Source organism: Lutibacter flavus, from assembly GCF_900188355.1.
Taxonomy (GTDB): Bacteria; Bacteroidota; Bacteroidia; order Flavobacteriales; family Flavobacteriaceae; genus Lutibacter; species Lutibacter flavus.
Genome location: NZ_FZNX01000006.1, coordinates 38210 through 60806 on the forward strand (window position 1 = coordinate 38210; position 22597 = coordinate 60806).

Sequence of the window (22597 nt, forward strand, 5' to 3'; positions counted from 1 at the left end):
TATCCGATTGTTAAATTTCTGCCAATCTGTCATAATTTTAAAAAATTGGTTATATCTTTGCAATCGAATAAAAGATATATGGGTAGCGAAAAAGTAATAGATGAAAAAAACCAAGGCCAAGCCTTGTTAACAGAAGAAAAAAAAGGAAATAGCAAAAAACTATATATAGAAAGTTATGGTTGTGCTATGAATTTAAACGATAGTGAAATTGTAGCTTCAATACTATCTGAACAAGGATATAACACCACTCATTTAATTGAAGAAGCCGATTTAGTTCTAGTAAATACCTGCTCAATTAGAGAAAAAGCTGAACAAACTGTTCGTAAACGTTTAGAAAAATACAATGCCGTAAAAAAAATAAATCCAAAAATGAAGGTTGGTGTTTTGGGTTGCATGGCAGAGCGTTTAAAAGCTAAATTTTTAGAAGAAGAAAAAATTGTTGATTTAGTTGTTGGACCAGATGCATACAGAGATTTACCAAACTTATTAGAAGAAGTGCAATCTGGACGCGATGCTGTAAACGTAATTTTATCAAAAGAAGAAACCTATGGAGATGTTTCACCGGTAAGATTAAATAGCAACGGTGTTTCTGCCTTTGTATCCATAACAAGAGGATGCGATAATATGTGTACTTTTTGTGTTGTTCCATTTACTAGAGGAAGAGAACGAAGCCGCGAGCCAAAAAGCATATTAGAAGAAATTAAACAACTTAGTGAACAGAATTATAAAGAAGTAACTCTTTTAGGTCAAAATGTTGATAGTTACCTTTGGTATGGAGGCGGATTAAAAAAAGACTTTAAAAAAGCTTCAGAAATTGCACAAACAACTGCTGTTGGATTTGCCGAATTACTAGATATGGTTGCTGATGCATTTCCAAAAATAAGGATTCGATTTTCTACATCTAATCCTCAGGATATGAATTTAAATGTTATTCATACTATGGCAAAACACGAAAATATTTGCAACTATGTTCATTTACCCGTTCAATCTGGAAGCACTTCTGTATTAAAAAGAATGAATAGACAGCATACGCGTGAAGAGTATATAGAATTAATTGATAACATTAAAAAAATAATTCCTGATTGCTCTTTATCACAAGATATGATGACTGGTTTTTGCGGTGAAACTGAAGAAGAACATCAGGAAACATTAAGTTTATTAGAATATGTAAAATACGACTATGGTTTTATGTTTGCCTATTCTGAACGCCCAGGAACGCCTGCTGCCAAAAATATGGAAGATGATATACCTCTCGCAGTTAAAAAAAGACGTTTAGCTGAAATAATATTAGTTCAGCAAAAACACAGTTTATATCATTTAGAACAATTTGTTGGAAAAACTGTTGAAATTTTAATTGAAGGTTCATCAAAAAAATCTGATGCACATTGGAAAGGTAGAAATTCCCAAAATGCTGTTGCTGTTTTCCCAAAAGGAGATGAACAAATTGGTGATTTTGTAAACGTTTATATTGAAGATTGTACGTCAGCTACCCTATTAGGAAAAAGAGTTTAAAAATTATGGAATCACTACAAGTTATAAAACAACGTTTTGGAATTATTGGTAACGATGTTCATTTAAACCGAGCAATTGAAAAAGCAATAAGAGTTGCACCAACAGATATTTCAGTCTTGGTAACGGGCGAAAGCGGTGTTGGTAAAGAAAGTATTCCGAAAATAATTCATCATTTATCGCATAGAAAACACGCCAAATATATTGCTGTAAACTGTGGTGCAATTCCAGAAGGAACCATTGATAGTGAGCTTTTTGGTCACGAAAAAGGATCTTTTACAGGAGCAACTGCAGCTAGAAGTGGATATTTTGAAGTTGCAGATGGCGGAACTATTTTTTTAGATGAGGTTGGAGAACTTCCTTTAACAACACAAGTTCGTTTATTGCGTGTTTTAGAAAATGGAGAATTTATTAAAGTTGGATCATCACAAGTTCAAAAAACAAATGTTCGCATTGTTGCTGCAACCAATTTAAAAATGCACGAAGCAATTAGCAAAGGAAAATTTAGAGAAGATTTATATTATAGATTAAGTACTATTGAAATAAACTTACCGCCGTTACGTGAGCGTAGAGAGGATATTCACTTATTATTTAGAAAATTTGCTTCAGACTTTGCTCAAAAATATAAAATGCCAACTGTTAGATTAACAGATGATGCTGTAAAAATTTTAGAAAATTATGGCTTTCCTGGTAATATTCGTCAGTTAAGAAATATTGCTGAACAAATTTCTGTTGTTGAAGAAAACAGAGTTATTTCTACTCAAAGTTTAATGCAATATTTACCAAGCAAAGGAACAAATTTACCTTCAGTAATTAAGGGTGAAAATTCTAAAAGTGATTTTAATTCAGAACGAGAAATTATGTACAAGATCTTGTTTGATATGCGTAATGACATTAACGATTTAAAAAAGTTAACGCTTGATTTAATGAAAGGTGATAATGTTGATAAATTACAAGAAGAAAATAAAAAATTAATTCAAAAAATATACAAAGAAGAAAAAGACACGTTAGACTTTAAGGAAGAAAACAGCGTTGAAGTAGTTAGATTTAATGACAAATATAACGATGAAAATGATTATGAATTTGCTGAAACAATAGATGCTGATGAAAGTTTATCCATTCAAGACAAAGAAATTGAGTTGATAAAAAAATCATTAGAACGCAACAATGGTAAAAGAAAACTTGCCGCCAAAGAGTTGGGAATTTCTGAAAGAACTTTGTATCGTAAAATAAAACAATACGATTTATAGTTTATATAATTAACTTTAAAATAGCTTTTTTTAAATCACTAAATTTATCAAATGAAAAAAATATTTAACCTTATAATTGCCTTATTACTTTTATTAACAACACAAAGTTGTTGGGTATATTCTTTTACAGGAACTAATATTAATCCAGACGTTAAATCAGTTCAAATAGATTATTTTCCAAATGAAGCTATATTGGTCGAACCCTCTTTAAGTCAAACTTTCACACAAGAACTTAGAGATTTATTTGATACACAAACTAACTTAACTTCTGTTAGTTCTGGTGGTGATTTGCAATTTGAAGGTGAAATTACAGGGTATAAAATTAATCCAATGACAGCAACTGCACAACAAACTGCTGCTCAAAACAGATTAACAATTACAATAAATGTTCGCTTTTTCAATAATAAATTTGAAGAAGATAATTTTGAAAAAACATTTTCTCATTATTACGATTTTGATGCTAACTCACAATTAGTTGGAGGTATCTTAGATGATGCTTTTGATGAAATAATTGAAAGAATTGCACAAGATATTTTTAATGCTTCAGTAGCAAAATGGTAAACTATGAATAGTACTGATTTTACTTTTTTAATGCAAAATACAGCAACAATAGATGCTTTAAAAACGGAACAGTTAAATGTAGTTATTAATGAATATCCATATTTTCAACTTGCGAGAGCACTTCAATTAAAAGGTTTAAATAAAACGAATAATTTTAAATACAATCAAGCATTAAAGAAAACAGGTGCCTACACAATAGATAGAAAAGTTCTTTTTGATTTTATCACCTCTCAAAAATTTATTTCAAAAACCAATCATCAAATTGAAATATTAGAAGAAATTGATGTAATTGAACCTGAAACTATTGAAATTCTTCATAAAAAAATAACAGATTCTTTTATAGAAACTACAAAAGAAGTAGAAATAAACGAAATTAAAGAGAAAGAACCAATTACTATTGTTGATTCTAAAGAAAAAGCTACTGAATTATTAGAAATAGGAAAACCTATTGATTTTAAAAGTGCTGAACCACATTCTTTTAACGAATGGATGCAATTAATTTCAAGAGAGCCAATACAAAGAGAAACTCCAGTTGAATCTCCTAAAGAAACCTCAAAAAACGAATCCAAATTTAACTTAATTGATAAATTTATTCAGTCTAACCCCAAGATAAAACCAATAGATAAAAATTCGCAAAACTTAGAAATTTCAAATGAAAATTCTGATGAAAGTGAAAGCATAATGACAGAAACTTTAGCTAAGGTTTATTTAGAACAAAAAAAATATGATAATGCGATTAAAGCTTACCGCATTTTAAGTTTGAAATATCCAGAAAAAAGTAGTTTCTTTGCAAACCGAATTAAAGCAATTAAAATTTTACAAAAAAATAAGTCATGACGTATACATTATTCTTAGTTCTGATTATGATAGTAGCATTTTTACTAATCTTAATTATTATGGTACAAAATCCTAAAGGTGGTGGATTATCTTCTTCATTTGGTGGTGGTGGATCTCAATCATTAGGTGGAGTTCAAAATACTACTAGCTTTTTAGATAAAAGTACTTGGACACTTTCAGTAGTTTTATTGGCGCTAATATTGTTATCTAACTTTGCAGCTCCAAAAGTAAATGCCGTTGATACAAGTTCAGAAATTGAAAATACTATTGAAAATCGTGAAGTTCCTGCTACTCCAGTTCAACCTGCAGCTGCAACAACTCTTGACACAGTTCAATAATATTTTATAAAAACATTTAAAAATGCCAACGTGTCACACACATTGGCATTTTTTTTATGATTTTTTTCTTCAAAAAGTATATTTGTCAGTTTTAAATTATTGGCACACTTTTAGACAACTTAATTCGTAGAATTAATAATTTTAAATCAATTACAAATGAGTAAAATAAATATTAAACCATTAGCTGATAGAGTTTTAGTAAAACCTCTTGAAGCTGAAACTACAACTGCATCTGGACTTATAATTCCAGATTCAGCTAAAGAAAAACAACAAAAAGGTACTGTAATTGCAGTTGGAAAAGGTACTAAAGACGAACCTATGACCGTAAAAGTGAACGATACTGTTCTATTTGGTAAATATGCTGGAACAGAACTTGTTTTAGAAGGTACTGAATATTTAATAATGAGAGAGAGCGATATTTTAGCAATTGTTTAAATTTTAGCTTTTAGCCTTTTATATTTTTCAATTGGCTTAAAATCTTTAATTAAATATAAAAATAAATTCGCAATAAGTTATTGGTTTAAAACTAACAGTTTATTGCATAAAAAATAAAATAAAATGGCAAAAAATATAATTTTTGATATTGAAGCACGTGATGGTTTAAAACGTGGAGTTGATGCTTTAGCAAATGCTGTAAAAGTAACATTAGGTCCAAAAGGAAGAAATGTTGTAATTGGTAAAGCTTTCGGGGGACCCGCAATTACTAAAGATGGTGTAACTGTAGCTAAAGAAATTGAGTTAGAAGATCCTTTAGAAAATATGGGTGCACAAATGGTAAAAGAAGTTGCATCTAGAACGAACGATTTAGCAGGAGACGGAACTACAACTGCAACTGTATTGGCACAATCTATTGTAAAAGAAGGATTGAAAAATGTTGCTGCAGGTGCAAACCCATTAGATTTAAAACGTGGAATAGACAAAGCTGTTGAAGCAATTGTTGCTAACTTAAGAGAGCAATCTCAAGAAGTTGGAAATAAATCAGATAAAATAAAACAAGTTGCATCTATTTCAGCAAACAATGACGAGACAATTGGTGATTTAATTGCTGAAGCTTTTACTAAAGTTGGAAAAGAAGGAGTTATTACTGTTGAAGAAGCAAAAGGAACTACAACTTATGTAGACATAGTTGAAGGAATGCAATTTGACAGAGGTTATTTATCTCCTTATTTTGTTACCAATGCTGATAAAATGTTAACGGATTTAGAAAATCCATATATTCTTTTATTCGAAAAGAAAATTACAAATCTTAAAGATTTATTACCAATATTAGAGCCGGTTGCACAAAGTGGTAAACCATTATTAATTATTGCAGAAGATGTTGAAGGAGAAGCTTTAGCTACTTTAGTAATGAATAAATTACGTGGCGCTTTAAAAATTGCAGCTGTAAAGGCTCCTGGTTTTGGAGATAGAAGAAAAGCAATGCTAGAAGATGTTGCTATTTTAACTGGTGGTACAGTTATTTCAGAAGAAAGAGGATTAACATTAGAAAAAGCAACTTTAGAAATGCTTGGTACTGCTGAAAGAGTAACTATTGACAAAGACAATACTACAATTGTAAATGGTGCTGGAGATGCAACTACTATTAAAGCAAGAGTTGCACAAATAAAATCTCAAATTGAAACTACAACATCTGATTACGATAAAGAAAAACTACAAGAGCGTTTAGCTAAATTAGCTGGTGGTGTTGCCGTTTTATATGTTGGTGCTGCAAGTGAAATTGAGATGAAAGAAAAGAAAGACAGAGTTGATGATGCTTTACATGCTACTCGTGCTGCTGTAGAAGAAGGAATTGTTGCTGGTGGTGGTGTAGCTTTAGTTAGAACAATTGAAGTATTAAAATCAATTACTACTGATAGCCTAGACGAAGTAACTGGTATTAAAATTTTAGCAAGAGCTATTGAAGAACCATTACGTCAAATTGTAGAAAATGCAGGTGGTGAAGGCTCTGTAGTTGTTGCAAAAGTAATTGAAGGAAAAGGTGATTTTGGTTATAATGCCAAAACCGATGAATATACAAAAATGTTTAAAGCAGGAATTATAGATCCTACTAAAGTAACAAGAATTGCGTTGGAAAATGCAGCTTCTGTTGCTGGAATGATTTTAACAACTGCTTGTACATTAGTTGATATTAAAGAAGATTCTCCTGCTGGTGGAATGCCTCCAATGGGTGGTGGTGGAATGCCAGGAATGATGTAATATTCAATCAAATAAAAAACAAAAAACCACTTAATAAGATAAGTGGTTTTTTGTTTTTTTAAAAATGAAATAGAATTTATATTAATACAATTTTAAGTATTTTTGATAAATAGTTATAACAACCACAAATCAACAATAAAAATGGACGCTATTACCACTATTGAAGAATGTAGAAAGCTATTAACTGCTGAAATTAAAACATTTCCAGACTGGCCTGAAAAAGGAGTAAATTTTAAAGATGTTCAAAGTATATTATTCAATCCTGAATTGGCTCTAATAACCTCCCATTATTTAAAAGAATTGCTTCCTAAACAAGGAGCAAATAATTTTTTATTCAATAAAATTTTATGTTTTGATGCCAGAGGTTTTTTATTTGGTTTTGATTTAGCAAAAGCATCAAAAACACCAATGATTCTTGCTAGAAAACCGGGGAAACTTCCTGGAGAAGTTATTACGCAATCATTTCAAAAAGAATATGGATTAGATGAAATACAAGTGCAAGCTGGCTTAATAAATCCAGGAGATAAAGTTTTAATTCACGACGATTTATTAGCTACTGGAGGTACAGCTGGTGCAGCTGCAGAAATTATTTTAAAATGTGGTGCGGAAATTGCCGGATTTAATTTTATTATGGATTTATCATTCTTACCGGGAAGAAAAGTACTTCAAAAATATGTAGACAATGACAAAATAAAAGCACTTTTAGAATTTTAAAATGGCTTTAAAATAAAAAAATCCGATTAATCAAATTAATCGGATTTTTTATTATTTATATTATTTTGAAACTTATGCTTTACATTCACATGTTCCTGGCTCGCATTTTGTGCACTCCATATCATTAGAAGCAACTCCAGCTTTACACTCACATTTTCCTCCTTCACAAGTGCACTCACCAGCTTCTTTACATTTACATCCCTCAGCATGCATAGCATCAGAATCAACAGATTTTACTTTCAAATCCATTTTACAAACAGGGCAAGCTCCTTCACCTTCGTAAGTTTTCCCTTTTTCACAATCCATTGGGCATTGGTAAACATCTTTAGATGCCATTTCTTCTTTTGAATGATCATGACCATCATGATTCTCCATTTTCACTTCTTCTTTTACCTCTTCTTTTTTAGTTTCTTTACATGCAGTAAAAAGCACTGTAAATGAAAATATTGCTGTCAATACTAAAATTGTTTTTTTCATTGTTTTGTTTTATTATTATATAATTATTTACTCATTCGTCGCCTAAAATAATAAAAACTTGCATTTTATTAATTTATTGTTTCAATTATTTTATAAAATTATCCTTAAACTTCAATTTTTGATAATAAAAAGCTGGTAATAAAATAAATAAAAATAATGGTTGAATTAAAAACCTTCTTAAATAAAAGATCATTAGTTTATTTGATAATGGTTCAAATTGTAAAAAAAGAAACAATAATATACTTAGAATTATAAATGCAAAAACATAAAACTTTACAACAAATCTAATTGTTCTAAAATTATTAAATATTAAATGAATAATTAAAATTGAAATTATTGAATTTATAGAATATCTTAAAAAAAGGTTTAAAAAATAAGCTCCTAATTTTAATTCAGGAATTGAATTCATTAAATAATTACTTTTATAATAATTTATAAGAGGATCATAAAAGAAAGGTTCAAGAAATGCTCGAATACTTATTAATAAAAAAAGCATTAAAACTATTAAACCTATTCGAGTTGTTTTCTTCATTTTTTAATTTTTGAAAATTTTTGAACCCAAATAAACCAAAGTAAAAATGTAATTCCATAAATTAAACTAGGAAAAACAATATCATGAAGTATGTTTTGATATTGCGGATATTTGTTAATCGCTATTACAATTATTGCAATCCTTATAATATTTGTAAAATATATAATAAGACTTCCAAATAAAATAAATAATGCAGTACGCTTAAAATCACTCGCAAAAGCAATTATAAATGATATAAATAAAATGATAATACTTATTGCATTACATCCCTCAACTATCCTCGCCAAAAATTTATTTTCAACATATAAATTAACTGACAACTCTTTGGTGTCTTGCTCAATTTCTGTACTATAACCCAAAAACGTCAACAAACTCTTTGTTTTATTTGCGACAGTTTTAGTTACAGGAGCACACGCAAAAATATCAGAGGTTTTTTGATTCTTTGATAAATAAAATGAATAAATTAAAAACAGTATTAAATAAGTTCCAAAAAACTTTAAAATAAAAAATAGCACCGTTTTATTATTTTGCACAAAAAAGAATTTTAATTTTGCTTAAAATTACAAATTATTATGAATATTACTGAATTAAAAAAATCTGTTAGCTCAATCTTTGATGAACATTCCAAAATTGAAATAATTCTTCAAGCAATTTGCGATTTATTAAAACAGGAAATTACGTATTATGACTGGGTTGGCTTTTATTTTAAAAATGGAGATAAAGAAGAATTGAAATTAGCTCAATTTGCAGGAGAACCTACAGAACATACAATTATTCCATTTGGTAAAGGCATATGTGGTCAAGTTGCTTTAAGCAATCAAAACTTTGTAGTTCAGGATGTATCCAGTCAGGATAATTATATTTCTTGTGGTTGGAAAGTTAAAAGCGAAATTGTAATACCTATTTTTGTGAATAATGAAAATGTTGGTCAAATTGATATAGATTCTCATTCAGTAAATCCTTTCTCTAAGGATGATGAGGACTTGTTAGAATATGTATGTTTAAAAGTGGCTAAAACATTATAAGTTTTATTTTTAAATTATCATAAAACTATTTAAACACCAAAAATACTATTTCTAAAATTATTTAAAATTTGTAATAAATAGTTTATTTTTCTATTTTTACTAATTAATACAATTTTGTATTTTATTCAAAACTTAACCTAACCCCCTAATTAGTTAATTAATATGCTTAAATCCCTGCATAAATATTTCTTTAAAATATTTAAAAAGCAACAATACAAATCCTCAAATGAAAACTATAACGAATTAGTTAATAATTTTTACTCAAAAATTAAAAAATACAGCTAAAATTCCATGTAATTTATATTGTTTAAACTGTTGATAATTATTAGCTTTGCGCAACTACAACAATACAACAAATGGATATATCTAAAAAAGCAAAATCAGCACTAATTTCAGTATTTCACAAGGATGGATTGGCACCAATAGTTCAAAAATTAAACGAACTTGGCGTTACAATTTATTCAACAGGCGGAACAGAAAATTTCATTAAAGAATTAGGTATTAATGTAATACCCGTAGAAGATTTAACTTCTTACCCTTCAATTTTAGGAGGAAGAGTTAAAACTTTACATCCAAAAGTTTTTGGAGGTATTCTAGCAAGGCGAGAAAATGAAAGTGACCTTTTTCAATTGAATGAGTATGAAATCCCTGAATTAGATATTGTAATTGTTGATCTGTATCCTTTTGAAAAAACAGTTGCTAGCGGAGCGCCAGAACAAGACATTATTGAAAAAATTGATATTGGAGGCATTTCATTAATAAGAGCAGCTGCTAAAAACTTTAAAGATATAATTTGTGTTTCTTCAATGAATCAATATGATGAATTTTTAAAGATTATTTCTGAAAACAATGGAGCTACAACTTTAGCGCAACGTAAATCATTTGCTACCAAATCATTCGCAGTTTCCAGTCATTATGATACAGCAATCTTCAATTATATGAATGATGGTCAACCTGTATTTAGACAAAGCTTTAATATTGCTAAAAAATTACGTTATGGAGAGAATCCACATCAAAAAGGTTTTTTCTACGGAAATTTAGATGAATTATTTGACCAACTGCACGGAAAAGAACTTTCTTTCAACAATTTGTTAGATGTAGATGCTGCTGTTAATTTAATTAGAGAATTTAAAAATGATGCTCCAACTTTTGCAATCTTAAAACATAATAATGCTTGTGGTTTAGCGCAAAGAGATACGCTAGTGCAAGCTTATATAGATGCTTTGGCTGGAGATCCAACATCTGCTTTTGGTGGTGTTTTAATAGCCAATAGAGAAATTGATGAAGCAACTGCTAAAGAAATTCACAGTTTGTTTTGTGAAGTTGTAATTGCCCCTTCTTATTCGGAAGAAGCCTTGCCGATATTAAAAGGTAAGAAAAACAGAATTATTTTAGTTCAAAAAGATGTTGAATTCCCTAATATTAGTTACAGAACTGCTCTAAACGGAGTTTTAGCTCAAGATCCAAATAATGTTACAGATACTAAAGAAGGATTAAAAAACGTTACTAAAAAAGTTGTTTCTGATTCAGAAATTGAAGATTTATTATTTGCTTCAAAAATATGCAAGCATACTAAATCAAATACTATTATTTTAGTTAAAAATAAACAATTATGTGCAGGTGGAACAGGACAAACATCTAGAGTTGATGCTTTAGAACAAGCTATAACAAAAGCAAAAACTTTTAATTTTGATTTAAAAGGTGCTGTAATGGCGAGTGATGCTTTTTTCCCTTTCCCAGATTGTGTAGAAATAGCTGGAAAAGCTGGTATTGAAGCTGTTATTCAGCCTGGAGGCTCAATTAAAGATCAATTATCTATTGATTATTGTAATGATAATAATATAGGAATGGTTTTTACTGGAACGCGTCATTTTAAACACTAATTTTAGTAACTTTGAGAAGTTTGATTAAAAAATTTAAAAAACAATAAAAATATATGGGTTTTTTCGACTTTATGACCGAAGACATTGCGATTGATTTAGGTACGGCAAATACTTTAATAATTCATGATGGTAAAGTTATTGTTGACGCGCCATCAATTGTGGCTAGAGATAGATCAACCGGGAAAATAATTGCAGTTGGTAAAAAAGCCAGTTTAATGCAAGGAAAAACTCACGAAAATATTAAAACAATTAGACCCTTAAAAGATGGTGTAATTGCAGATTTTGAAGCTTCGGAGCAAATGATAAAAGAATTTATCAAAAACATTCCGAGTATAAAAAAGAGATTTTTCACGCCTTCATTAAGAATGGTTATCTGTATTCCGTCTGGAATTACTGAAGTTGAAAAACGTGCTGTTATAGATTCTGCTGAACATATGAATGCTAAAGAAATCTATTTAATTCACGAACCAATGGCAGCTGCTATTGGTATTGGAATTGATATTATGCAGCCAAAAGGGAATATGATAATTGATATTGGTGGTGGAACTACGGAAATTGCAGTAATTGCTTTAGGTGGTATTGTATGTGATAAATCGGTTAAAGTTGCTGGAGATGTATTTACTTCAGATATAGCCTACTATATGAGAACTCAACATAATTTATATGTTGGTGAACGCACCGCTGAAAGAATAAAAATTCAAATTGGTGCAGCTACTGAAGACTTAGAAACTCCTCCAGAAGACATGTTGGTGCAAGGCCGTGATTTATTAAGTGGAAAACCAAAACAGGTTCAGGTATCTTTTAGAGAAATTTCAAAAGCACTGGATAAATCAATTTTACGAATTGAAGACGCGGTAATGGAAACACTTTCTAAAACTCCACCTGAATTAGCTGCAGATATTTACAATACTGGTATTTATTTAGCTGGTGGTGGTTCTATGTTACGTGGGTTAGATAAACGTTTATCTAGAAAGACAGATTTACCTGTATATGTAGCCGAAGATCCATTAAGAGCCGTTGTTAGAGGAACTGGAATTGCTTTAAAAGATCTTGAAAAATATAAAAATGTATTAATGAAATAATACAACGCCCTAAATTTACATATGCAGCAAATCATTTATTTTATTAGAAAATTTAGATACTTTCTGCTTTTTTTACTTTTAGAAATTTTAGCTTTTACGTTTATAATTCAACATCATTCATATCATAAAAGTAAATTTGTTAATTCTGCAAATTCTATAAGTGGAGGAATTTATAATAAAACGAATTCAATTAACGAATTTTTTCATTTAAAAACGGAAAATGAACGTTTAATTGAAGAAAACACAGCTTTAAAAAATTCCCTAAGCATAAAAAATCTAAGCGAAAATCAAGATTCATTTAAATTAAATGACTCTGCACAATATGGCCAAAAGTACGAGTACACTTATGCTAAAATTATTAATAACAACTACACAAATAGAAACAATACTTTAACAATTAACAAAGGGATTAAACAAGGAATTACTTCAGATTTAGGCGTGATTAATAGTAAAGGAATAATTGGAGTTACTAAAAGTACCTCTTCGAATTATACAACTGTTTTATCTATTTTAAATAACAATTCTAAAATTAATGTTCGCCTTAAAAATAGTAACCATTTTGGTACTTTAGTTTGGGATGGAAAGGATTACAATATTTTACAACTAATTGATATTCCAAGACAAGCACAATTTAAAGATGGTGATACAATAATTACAGGAGGTAAATCTGCAATTTTCCCAGAGGGAATTAAAATTGGAGTTATCAAAAATTTTAAATTTGAAAATAATCAATTTCAAGATATCAACATTCAATTATTTAATGATATGAGCTCAATTGGCTATGTTCAAATTGTTAAAAACCTTGAAAGAACTGAACAATTAAATTTAGAAAAAGAAAGTTTAAATGAATAGTTTAATATTAAATAATTCATTACGTTTTATTGGCTTAGTACTTTTACAAGTATTGATTTTCAATCATATAAATTTATTTGGGTATTTAAACCCAATGGTTTACATAGCATGGATTCTATTATTCCCAATAAGAAAAAATAAAAGTTTATTTCTAATATTAAGTTTTCTTTTAGGCCTTTCTATAGATTTCTTCTCCGATTCAGGAGGAATTAACGCAGCAGCTACATTAGCAATTGCTTTTATTAGACTTCCAATTTTAAAGATGGTTTTAAGAAAAACAGATTTTGATTTTTTATTATTTAACCTTAGAGCTGTTTCATTTAGTAAAGCCTTTATTTTTATAGTAATTTTAACTATAATCCATCACTTTATTGTTTTTAGTTTAGAATATTTCAGCCTTAATTCTTTCTACCCAATTATTTCTAACACAATTTTAACAAGTGTTTTCACAATAATTATAATTATTTTAGGTATTATATTATTCTCAAAAAAGAAATAAATGAAGAGATCAGGCTTGTTAACCTTTTTAATTATTTTTATTGCGTTAGTATTTATTAGTCGTCTTTTTTATTTACAAATATTAGATAACTCTTATACAGTGCCCACCCTAAATAGCTCTGCTGTAAAAGTAACCTATGACTATCCTGAAAGAGGATATGTTTATGATAGAAATGGTGTTTTATTAGTTGCAAACCAACTTTCTTATGATATTATGGTTATTCCCAGAGAAGTTAAACCTTTGGATACATTAGAGTTTTGTACCCTACTTAAAATCAATAAGAAAGAATTTATCAAAAAATTTGAAAGAGCCAAAAAATATTCAACTCGTATTCCATCAACTTTTGTTGCACAATTATCTAAAAGCGACTATGCTTATTTACAGGAAAAAATGCACAAATTTATTGGGTTTTACATTCAAAAAAGATCTTTAAGAGAATACCCCTTAAATTCCGCTCCCAACGTATTGGGGTATATAAGTGAAGTTAATGAAAATATGATAAAAAAAAATCCATATTATCAATTAGGTGAATTAATTGGTACTGCGGGAATTGAAACAACTTACGAAGAAACCTTACGAGGAATAAAGGGCGTTAAACACATTCAAAGAGATCGATTTAATAAAGAGATTGGACCTTACAAAAATGGAATTTATGATACACTTCCAATACCTGGAAATGATATTACTCTAACTATTGATAGTAAATTACAACAATATGGTGAGGCATTAATGATTAATAAAAGAGGGGGAGTTGTTGCTTTAGAACCTTCAACAGGAGAAATTTTAGCGCTGGTTTCAACACCTACATTCAATCCCAATTTATTAATTGGAAGAGAACGATCAAAAAACTTCACGAAATTATTTCTTGATTCCATAAGCAAGCCATTATTAGATCGAGGTTTACAAGGTGAATATCCTCCAGGATCACCATTTAAAGTAGTTACAGCATTAGTGGCCTTGCAAGAGAATGTAATTAATACGACAACAACTATAAAATGTTTTGGTGGTTATAAATATGGATCTGGTAAAGATGCCTTTATGGAGTGTCATTGTGGAACACATGGAAGTCCGGTTGAATTAAATAAAGCAATATATAGGTCATGTAATAGTTACTTTTCAAATGCTTATAGAAAAACTATAGAAAAATACCCAGACGCTTCTGAGGGTATGAATGCTTGGAGTACACATGTTAAAAGCTTTGGATTAGGGAATTATTTAAATAACGATTTATCTGTAGGTAAAAAAGGATTAGTTCCTACTGGGGATTTGTATAATAAATGGTATCCAAACGGTCGATGGAGATCAACAGCAACAATTTCAAACGCAATTGGACAAGGCGAGGTGCTAACAACTCCAATTCAATTGGCTAATATGACTGCAACTGTTGCAAATAGAGGCTTTTATTTTACACCACATATTGTAAAAAACATAAAAGGAAAAGAATTAAATGAAAAATATACAACGCCAAAACATACAACTATTGATGAAAAATATTTTGAACCTGTAATAGAAGGATTGTTTAATGTGTTTGAAAACCCAAGAGGAACGGCGAGCTGGTCTAAAGTAAAAGGAATTGAAATATGTGGAAAAACTGGAACTGCTGAAAACCCACATGGACAAGATCATTCTATTTTTATTGCATTTGCTCCAAAAGACAATCCTAAAATAGCAATTGCCGTATTTGTAGAAAATGGCTATTGGGGGTCTCGTTGGGCGGGCCCAATTGCCAGTCTAATGATTGAAGAATACTTAAATGGAGAAACTATTAGGCCTTGGAAAGAACAAGAAATGTTTAATGGAAGCTTGCAAGAAGAATATGACAAACAAATAAAAGATACTTTAAACATTGAGAAATAAAAGAAACAATATTTTTTATGGAATCGACTGGGTATTAATACTCTTTTATTTTATCCTCATTTTTTTTGGTTGGATAAATATATATTCTGCAACAATAACTGATTCACAAGTAGATTTAATAAACTTCTCTTCTGAATATGGGAAACAACTTATTTGGATTGGACTTAGTATACCGCTTATTCTTTTAATTTTGCTATTTGAAGCAAAATTTTATGAAAAATATGCATCAATTATTTACTTAGTAAGTTTAGTATCCTTAGCAGGATTATTCATTCTAGGTAAAAACATAAACGGTGCAACTTCATGGTATAATTTTGGAGGAGTTGGATTGCAACCTTCTGAATTTGCAAAAGCAGCTACCGCTTTAGCAATAGCCAAACTTGTAAGTGATAAACAATTTAATCTTTCAAAGTTAAACACACAATTACAAGCTTTAATAATCTTATTTATTCCTGCAATATTAATTACTCTTCAACCTGACCCAGGTTCCGCGTTGGTTTACACTGCATTTATATTTGTTTTATACCGAGAAGGATTGCCATTTTATTATATAACTATTGGCTTTATAACATTATTCTTGTTTGTTATTACACTCTACTTTGGGTTTTCTAACACAATTATTGCCTCGTTTTTACTTTTAATTGTTATTCTATTATATTTTAACTATTACAGAAAAAAAGCATTTAAAAAAGGTTGGATAAAAATACTTGGCATTTATTTAATTTCAGCCCTTTTCATTTTTAGTGTAGACTTTGTTTTTAATAATGTATTTGAACAGCGTCACAGAGATAGATTCAATATTTTATTGGGTAAAACAACAGACATTAAAAGCATAGGCTATAATACCAACCAATCTGTAACAACAATAGCATCTGGAGGTTTAAAAGGCAGAGGGTTTCTAGAAGGCGAACGCACCCAAGGAAATTTTGTACCAGAACATCAAACAGATTATATTTTCACTATTGTAGGTGAAGAATGGGGGTTTATTGGTAGCAGTATCGTTATTGTTTTATTTGTATTGTTTCTTTTAAGAATCATACAAATCGCGGAACGACAAAAGTCAAAATTCAGTAGGGTTTATGGATATAGCATTGCCGCTATATTTTTTACCCATTTCACTATTAATATTGGAATGGTAATAGGATTGCTACCTACAATTGGAATTCCCTTACCTTTTTTTAGTTATGGTGGCTCGGCACTATGGGGCTTTACGGCACTTCTTTTTATATTTATTCGCTTAGACGCAAATAGGTCTTATGAATGGTAAGATTAAGATTAATGGATAAAACAAAAAAAGCATCCTAAATTAGGATGCTTTTTAAATATTTTATTTGCGTTAAACTATAAAGAAGCTACTTGTTTAGCTAATTTAGATTTTAAGTTACCCGCCTTATTTTTGTGAATAATATTTCTTTTTGCAAGTTTATCCAACATTGCAACAACTTTAGGAAATAATTCCTCAGCCTCTTTCTTCTCAGTTGTAGCACGTAAGTCTCTTACAGCATTACGTGTAGTTTTATGCTGATATTTGTTTCTTAATTGCTTAACACTGTTACTTCTTATTCTCTTTAGTGCTGACTTGTGATTTGCCATTGTAAAATTTTTTATTAAATTTTTGTAGTCCGTAGGGGAATCGAACCCCTGTTACCAGGATGAAAACCTGGCGTCCTAACCCCTAGACGAACGGACCATTAATTGTTTTGCAAAAATGACATTATTTCGTCATTGCGGATGCAAAAATACAACTATTTTTTATTCTGCAAAATATTTTTTGAAAAATTTAATAAGCTTTTGCAAATAATACTCTTTGAATTGATTTTTTCCCAGTAAATACGCAGGCTCCTTCCTCAATTTTATTATTTATTGGAATACATCTAATTGTTGCTTTTGTCAAATCCTTAATTCTATCTTCAGTCTCAGATGTACCATCCCAATGCGCAGACACAAATCCACCTTTGGTTTTTATAACCTCTTTAAATTCTTCAAATGTATTGACTTCAGTTGTATGTTCTTTTCTAAAAGAAACCGCTTTATCAAACATATTATCCTGAATTTCAACTAATAAGTTAGCCACAAAATCAACTACATCATCCTGAGAGACTGTTTGTTTTACTAAAGTATCTCTTCTTGCAACTTCAACAGTATTATTTTCTAAATCTCTTTTTCCTATTGCAATTCTTACCGGAACACCTTTTAATTCATATTCAGCAAATTTTGCGCCTGGCCTATAGGTATCTCTATCATCAAACTTAACTGAGACTCCTTGCTGTCTAAATTCTTTCACAAACCCATCAACTTTACTGGATATTTCAGCCAGTTGATCATCTCCTTTATAAATTGGAACAATTACAACTTGAATTGGCGCTAGTCTTGGAGGTAACACCAATCCAAAATCATCAGAATGTGTCATTATCAATCCTCCTATTAATCGCGTAGATACCCCCCAGGAAGTTGCCCATACATACTCTTGTTTCCCTTCTTTAGAAGTATATTTTACATCAAAAGCTTTAGCGAAATTTTGTCCTAAAAAATGTGACGTTCCTGCTTGTAAAGCTTTTCCATCCTGCATTAAAGCCTCAATTGTATAGGTTTCATCTGCTCCAGCAAATCGTTCGCTTTCCGACTTAGAACCTTTTATTACAGGCATTGCCATAAAGGTTTCTGCAAACTCTGCATACACTTTTTGCATTAGCATAGCTTCTGATAATGCTTCTTTTTTAGTTGTATGAGCAGTATGTCCTTCTTGCCATAAAAATTCTGCAGTTCTCAAAAATAAGCGCGTTCGCATTTCCCAACGCACAACATTTGCCCATTGATTTATTAATAATGGTAAATCTCTATAAGATTGAATCCATCCTTTAAAGGTACTCCATATAATTGCTTCAGAAGTTGGACGAACAACTAACTCTTCTTCTAATTTAGCTGATGGATCTACACGAAGTTTCCCTGGATTATCAGGGTCATTTTGCAATCTATAATGAGTTACAACAGCACATTCTTTGGCAAATCCTTCTGCATTTTTTTCTTCTGCTTCAAATAAACTTTTAGGCACAAATAATGGAAAATACGCATTTTCATGTCCTGTTTCCTTAAACATTCTATCTAGTTCGGCTTGCATTTTCTCCCAAATCGCATATCCATATGGCTTTATAACCATACACCCTCTCACAGCGGAATTCTCAGCTAAATCAGCTTTCACAACTAACTCATTGTACCATTTAGAATAATCTACTTCTCTCTTTGTTAAATTCTTACTCATAATCAAAACTTTGGCATAAATATTGCATCTTTTTTATTATAAAAATGCTAATTTCGACAAAATTAGTTTTTTTTGAATTGTTAACAATAAAAATTTTAATTGATTATGGAAGTTTCAAATATATTTAACTCAAAAAGCTCTCGAATAAGTCTTCTTTTTATACTATTTGTTAGTTTGTATTCTTGTGGAACTTATCAAAGTGCCTACAATTATGATGACGATGGCATTTACACTTCTAATAATCAAAAAATTGATGAAGAGATTGTAATTGTTGAGAAATCTGAATTTGATAAAAATTATTTTTCTCGTCAACTTGATGAAATTCAAAATATTGGAGAGGAAGATGTTTTTACTGATATTGATGATTATTATTACGATGAATCTTATGATGAACAAGAATTAAATAATGAGAATTACGAACCTTGGGAATTTACTGATAATGTAACTATTAATATTAATTCAGGTTACGGAAGTTTAGGTTATTATTGGCATAACCCTTTTTATTATAACTATGGTTATGATAGCTTCTACCCATATTATCAAAATTATTACAGCCCTTGGAGATATTACAATCCTTACATGTATGGTGGGTTGTATAATGGTTTTTATTCTTACAATTATTTTAACTACTATCCATATAACAGAGGGTATTATGGGTACCACAACTATTACGGCTACAATCCTTATAATTATTACTCTAATAATAACAACTATAGAAGATACGATAATTACAGAAAAAGAACTACTTATAACACAACTTCAAGAAGAACTGGCAACAACAATTCTTCAGTAATTACTAGAAGAAGTAGTGTTACAAACTCAAATAATGTAAATAATTCAACTAGAAGATCTACTAGTACGGTTAATAGAACCAGAACTATTGATAAAAATAGTAATTCTAATAATCGGGTTATAAATAGACAACCTTCTAGGTCATCAAATAGTACTATTCAAAGAAGTACTTCTCCAACAAGACAATCTTCTACGAGACAATCGTCTTCCAATACAAGACGTAATTCAGCATATAATAATACTCCATCAACCGTTAGATATTCAACAAGAAGAGGCAACCCAAATAACACTTCTTCAAGTCAAGTAAGATCTAATCAAAGAACTGTAAATAATAGCTCTACAAGCAGAACAACTCCTACTCGATCAGCTACTAGAAATAACACATCAACTGCAAGAAGCACAACAAGTTCATCTCCATCTAGATCAAGTTCAACATCAAATAGTTCTTACTCAAGGAGTTCATCTTCATCAAGTTCATCTGCAAGTAGATCATCATCCTCTTCTTCTTCAAGATCTTCATCAAGAGGCTCTTCTAGAAGAAATTAAAAAACTTATAAATAATAATTCTTTAACATTATGAAACAATTATTTTTAGCTGCAATGCTTTGCATTGCTTTCATTTCTAACGCTCAAACTTTAGGCTACAATGATATTGGTGTATTATTTTCATCTGAAAACATTAATGGAACCGCACGCTATAATGCTATGAGTGGAGCCTTTGGAGCTCTGGGTGGAGATTTATCTTCAATTGAAACAAATCCTGCCGGTGCTGCTGTATTTTTAAAAAGTGAATTCGCAATTACTTTTAACATTGAAGATATAGAGACGACATCCAACTACTACGGTACTAATGAATTTTCAGAAAATAGCAATGCCAATATTTCACAATCTGGTGGTGTTTTTGTTTTTAATAATAATTATAACAGAAATTCAAATTGGGGCAAAATAGCTATTGGTTTTAATTTTACTTTAGCAAATGATTTTGAGAATTTTTGGATAGCAAACGGTAATAGTAATTACCCAACCTGGATAGATGATCCAAACGATGAAAATATTTTATATCTAAATTCAGATGGGCAATATTTTGAAAATTTAACTGATGGATCCAACAATAAATACACTTTTACATTTGCATCAGAGTATAATGATAATTTATATTTAGGAGCTTCAATTAGCACTTATGATATTGAACATTATCAACAAACGTTGCTGGAAGAAAATAATAATGACGGTAATGGGAATAATTTAGATGCATCATTAATTCAAGAATTATTAACTTTTGGTGACGGATTTTCTTTTAATTTAGGTTTAATTTCTAAACCAAATGATAATGTTAGAATTGGATTAGCATATAAATCACCTGTTTGGTACAGACTCTCTGAAGATTATTTAGATTACGATCTTGAAGTTTATGTAAGTAATACAGATGAATTAATTACCGATTATTCAGGAATAAATAAATTTGACTATAATTTAAAAACTCCAAGTAAATTTACTGGTAGTTTCGCTTATACTTTTGAAAAACAAGGTTTAATAAGCGTAGATTATATTTATAAAAATTACAGCGATATAAAATTAAGTAAATCAAATTTTTCAGCAGAAAACTCATCCTTTAAATCTGATTTAGAAAGTACTGGAGAATTAAGAATTGGTACAGAATGGAGATTTGACAATATTTCATTACGTGGCGGTTACCACATTGAAAAATCACCATATAAAAACGCTTTAGATTCAGATAGCATAGAAGGGTATTCTTTAGGTGCAGGATACAAATTTAGAGGTGGAAAACTAGATTTTTCTTATCAAAATAGCTCAAATACCGGCGCTTATAATTTTTACCCGCAATACAACCAAGTAAATGCTGCTGAGTTAAACATTGATAATTCTAAAATCACTGCCACTTTAGTTTTAAACATCTAATTAAAAATCATAAAAACATAAACGCCTCCTTAAAAAGAGGCGTATTTTAATTTTAACCAAATACCTAAAATTGTTTTAGTACTTTTGCACAAATATTTTAAAAAATGGAAACTATTTCTTTATCTATAAATAACACTACTTCAGATACTATTATAAAATTTACAGCTAATAGTATTTTAACTAGTGGCAGTCACGAATATAATAATGTTGATGAAGCAAAAAACTCACCATTAGCGCAACAATTATTTCATTTACCTTTTATTAAACGTGTTCTAATTTCTGCAAATTTTATTGCACTAGAACGATTTTCTATTGTTGAATGGGCAGATGTTCAGAAAGAAGTAAAAGAACAAATTGAAAATTATTTAAACAATGGAGGTGTTTTAATTACAGAAGAAACAACAAAAAAATTAGTTCCTGTTGAAGTTTATGCAGAAGTTACTCCAAATCCAACTGTTCTAAAATTTGTTTCAAACAAAAAACTAGTTGAATTCGATTTAGAATATAAAAATATTGAAGAAGCCAAAAATTCTCCTTTAGCTACTGAATTATTCAATTTTCCTTTTGTAAAGGAAGTTTTTGTTTCTGAAAACTATGTATCAATAACTAAATTTGATGTAGTTGAATGGAATGAAGTAACCAATGATATTAGAAGCTATATTAAACAATTTGTGGCAGAAGCTAAAACAATTGTTTTGGAAGGTACTAAACCAAATACAACAAAAAACGAAACTGAAAACACAATATCTGAAGCTGAAAATTTAGATGATGTTTCTAAACAAATTGTAAGTATTTTAGATGAATACATAAGACCTGCAGTTGCAGCTGATGGAGGAAATATATTATTTCAATCGTATGATGAAAATTCAAAAATTGTAAATGTTCTTTTACAAGGCGCTTGTAGCGGATGCCCATCATCTACAATTACTCTAAAAAATGGAATTGAAAATATGTTGAAACAAATGATTCCAGGTAAAATTGAAGAAGTAGTAGCAGTAAATTACTAATCTATTT

At 29.8% G+C, this 22597-nt stretch carries 23 protein-coding genes and 1 tRNA gene; 18 read left to right on the forward strand and 6 right to left on the reverse strand.

Annotation, left to right across the window (positions count from 1 at the left end):
- The first annotated feature begins 78 nt into the window (after window positions 1–78).
- The 8 genes from miaB to CHB63_RS15255 all read left to right on the forward strand — a co-directional run bounded on the left by miaB (window position 79) and on the right by CHB63_RS15255 (window position 7405).
- Window positions 79–1512, forward strand: a complete 1434-nt coding sequence (gene miaB, locus CHB63_RS15220) for a tRNA (N6-isopentenyl adenosine(37)-C2)-methylthiotransferase MiaB (protein ID WP_089379346.1) — start codon at window positions 79–81, stop codon at window positions 1510–1512.
- A 5-nt stretch (window positions 1513–1517) separates the two neighbouring features.
- Window positions 1518–2759 carry a sigma-54 interaction domain-containing protein gene (locus tag CHB63_RS15225; RefSeq protein ID WP_089379347.1) on the forward strand — a complete coding sequence of 414 codons (1242 nt, stop codon included), beginning with the start codon at window positions 1518–1520 and terminating at the stop codon, window positions 2757–2759.
- Between the two features lie 51 nt (window positions 2760–2810).
- Window positions 2811–3320, forward strand: a complete 510-nt coding sequence (locus CHB63_RS15230) for an LptE family protein (protein WP_089379348.1) — start codon at window positions 2811–2813, stop codon at window positions 3318–3320.
- Window positions 3321–3323: 3 nt separating this feature from the next.
- Window positions 3324–4157 (forward strand): hypothetical protein, encoded by an 834-nt coding sequence (locus CHB63_RS15235; protein WP_089379349.1) that lies wholly within the window; start codon window positions 3324–3326, stop codon window positions 4155–4157.
- Window positions 4154–4495 carry a preprotein translocase subunit SecG gene (gene secG, locus CHB63_RS15240; protein ID WP_089379350.1) on the forward strand — a complete coding sequence of 114 codons (342 nt, stop codon included), beginning with the start codon at window positions 4154–4156 and terminating at the stop codon, window positions 4493–4495. Before CHB63_RS15235 ends, secG begins: the two co-directional genes overlap by 4 nt.
- 156 nt (window positions 4496–4651) lie before the next feature.
- Window positions 4652–4930, forward strand: a complete 279-nt coding sequence (locus tag CHB63_RS15245; RefSeq protein ID WP_089379351.1) for a co-chaperone GroES — start codon at window positions 4652–4654, stop codon at window positions 4928–4930.
- 123 nt (window positions 4931–5053) lie between these two features.
- Entirely contained in the window at window positions 5054–6691 is a 1638-nt protein-coding gene (gene groL / locus CHB63_RS15250; protein ID WP_089379352.1) for a chaperonin GroEL, read from the forward strand.
- Between the two features lie 141 nt (window positions 6692–6832).
- Window positions 6833–7405 carry an adenine phosphoribosyltransferase gene (locus tag CHB63_RS15255; protein ID WP_089379353.1) on the forward strand — a complete coding sequence of 191 codons (573 nt, stop codon included), beginning with the start codon at window positions 6833–6835 and terminating at the stop codon, window positions 7403–7405.
- Window positions 7406–7477: 72 nt separating this feature from the next.
- On the opposite strand, the gene CHB63_RS15260 is transcribed toward CHB63_RS15255, so the two are convergent.
- From CHB63_RS15260 to xrtF, 3 genes are all read right to left on the reverse strand, one after another.
- Window positions 7478–7882 (reverse strand): heavy metal-binding domain-containing protein, encoded by a 405-nt coding sequence (locus CHB63_RS15260; protein ID WP_089379354.1) that lies wholly within the window; start codon window positions 7880–7882, stop codon window positions 7478–7480.
- An 85-nt stretch (window positions 7883–7967) separates the two neighbouring features.
- Window positions 7968–8414 carry an exosortase F system-associated membrane protein gene (locus tag CHB63_RS15265; RefSeq protein WP_089379355.1) on the reverse strand — a complete coding sequence of 149 codons (447 nt, stop codon included), beginning with the start codon at window positions 8412–8414 and terminating at the stop codon, window positions 7968–7970.
- Window positions 8411–8947 carry an exosortase family protein XrtF gene (gene xrtF / locus CHB63_RS15270; RefSeq protein ID WP_089379356.1) on the reverse strand — a complete coding sequence of 179 codons (537 nt, stop codon included), beginning with the start codon at window positions 8945–8947 and terminating at the stop codon, window positions 8411–8413. Before xrtF ends, CHB63_RS15265 begins: the two co-directional genes overlap by 4 nt.
- Before the next feature lie 39 nt (window positions 8948–8986).
- Between xrtF and CHB63_RS15275 the strand changes: the two genes are divergently transcribed.
- The 7 genes from CHB63_RS15275 to rodA all read left to right on the forward strand — a co-directional run bounded on the left by CHB63_RS15275 (window position 8987) and on the right by rodA (window position 16879).
- Entirely contained in the window at window positions 8987–9439 is a 453-nt protein-coding gene (locus CHB63_RS15275) for a GAF domain-containing protein (protein ID WP_089379357.1), read from the forward strand.
- A 356-nt stretch (window positions 9440–9795) separates the two neighbouring features.
- Window positions 9796–11322, forward strand: a complete 1527-nt coding sequence (purH, locus tag CHB63_RS15280) for a bifunctional phosphoribosylaminoimidazolecarboxamide formyltransferase/IMP cyclohydrolase (RefSeq protein WP_089379358.1) — start codon at window positions 9796–9798, stop codon at window positions 11320–11322.
- A 53-nt stretch (window positions 11323–11375) separates the two neighbouring features.
- On the forward strand, window positions 11376–12404 hold the full coding sequence (locus CHB63_RS15285; RefSeq protein WP_089379359.1) for a rod shape-determining protein: 1029 nt from the start codon (window positions 11376–11378) through the stop codon (window positions 12402–12404).
- A gap of 21 nt (window positions 12405–12425) precedes the next feature.
- The gene (mreC, locus tag CHB63_RS15290) at window positions 12426–13256 is read left to right on the forward strand and encodes a rod shape-determining protein MreC (protein WP_089379360.1); all 831 of its coding nucleotides are present in this window, start codon (window positions 12426–12428) and stop codon (window positions 13254–13256) included.
- On the forward strand, window positions 13249–13755 hold the full coding sequence (mreD, locus tag CHB63_RS15295; RefSeq protein WP_089379361.1) for a rod shape-determining protein MreD: 507 nt from the start codon (window positions 13249–13251) through the stop codon (window positions 13753–13755). The genes mreC and mreD overlap by 8 nt, the downstream gene beginning before the upstream one ends.
- Window positions 13756–15612: a penicillin-binding protein 2 gene (gene mrdA / locus CHB63_RS15300; protein WP_089379362.1), complete on the forward strand. Its 1857-nt coding sequence runs from the start codon at window positions 13756–13758 to the stop codon at window positions 15610–15612.
- Complete coding sequence (rodA, locus tag CHB63_RS15305; protein ID WP_089379363.1) at window positions 15602–16879, forward strand: rod shape-determining protein RodA; 1278 nt, start codon at window positions 15602–15604, stop codon at window positions 16877–16879. The genes mrdA and rodA overlap by 11 nt, the downstream gene beginning before the upstream one ends.
- 74 nt (window positions 16880–16953) lie before the next feature.
- On the opposite strand, the gene rpsT is transcribed toward rodA, so the two are convergent.
- The 3 genes from rpsT to proS all read right to left on the reverse strand — a co-directional run bounded on the left by rpsT (window position 16954) and on the right by proS (window position 18871).
- Window positions 16954–17205 carry a 30S ribosomal protein S20 gene (rpsT, locus tag CHB63_RS15310; protein ID WP_089379364.1) on the reverse strand — a complete coding sequence of 84 codons (252 nt, stop codon included), beginning with the start codon at window positions 17203–17205 and terminating at the stop codon, window positions 16954–16956.
- A 25-nt stretch (window positions 17206–17230) separates the two neighbouring features.
- Window positions 17231–17302: transfer RNA gene (locus CHB63_RS15315), tRNA-Glu, on the reverse strand.
- Window positions 17303–17392: 90 nt separating this feature from the next.
- Window positions 17393–18871 (reverse strand): proline--tRNA ligase, encoded by a 1479-nt coding sequence (proS, locus tag CHB63_RS15320; protein ID WP_089379365.1) that lies wholly within the window; start codon window positions 18869–18871, stop codon window positions 17393–17395.
- Window positions 18872–18976: 105 nt separating this feature from the next.
- Between proS and CHB63_RS15325 the strand changes: the two genes are divergently transcribed.
- The 3 genes from CHB63_RS15325 (at window position 18977) to CHB63_RS15335 (ending at window position 22590) form a co-directional block, all read left to right on the forward strand.
- The gene (locus CHB63_RS15325) at window positions 18977–20209 is read left to right on the forward strand and encodes a hypothetical protein (RefSeq protein ID WP_089379366.1); all 1233 of its coding nucleotides are present in this window, start codon (window positions 18977–18979) and stop codon (window positions 20207–20209) included.
- A 30-nt stretch (window positions 20210–20239) separates the two neighbouring features.
- Window positions 20240–21583, forward strand: coding sequence for an OmpP1/FadL family transporter (locus tag CHB63_RS15330; protein WP_089379367.1), 1344 nt, complete (start codon window positions 20240–20242; stop codon window positions 21581–21583).
- A gap of 104 nt (window positions 21584–21687) precedes the next feature.
- A complete protein-coding gene (locus CHB63_RS15335) occupies window positions 21688–22590 on the forward strand; it encodes a NifU family protein (protein ID WP_089379368.1) in 903 nt (300 codons plus the stop codon).
- The last annotated feature ends 7 nt before the right edge of the window (window positions 22591–22597 follow it).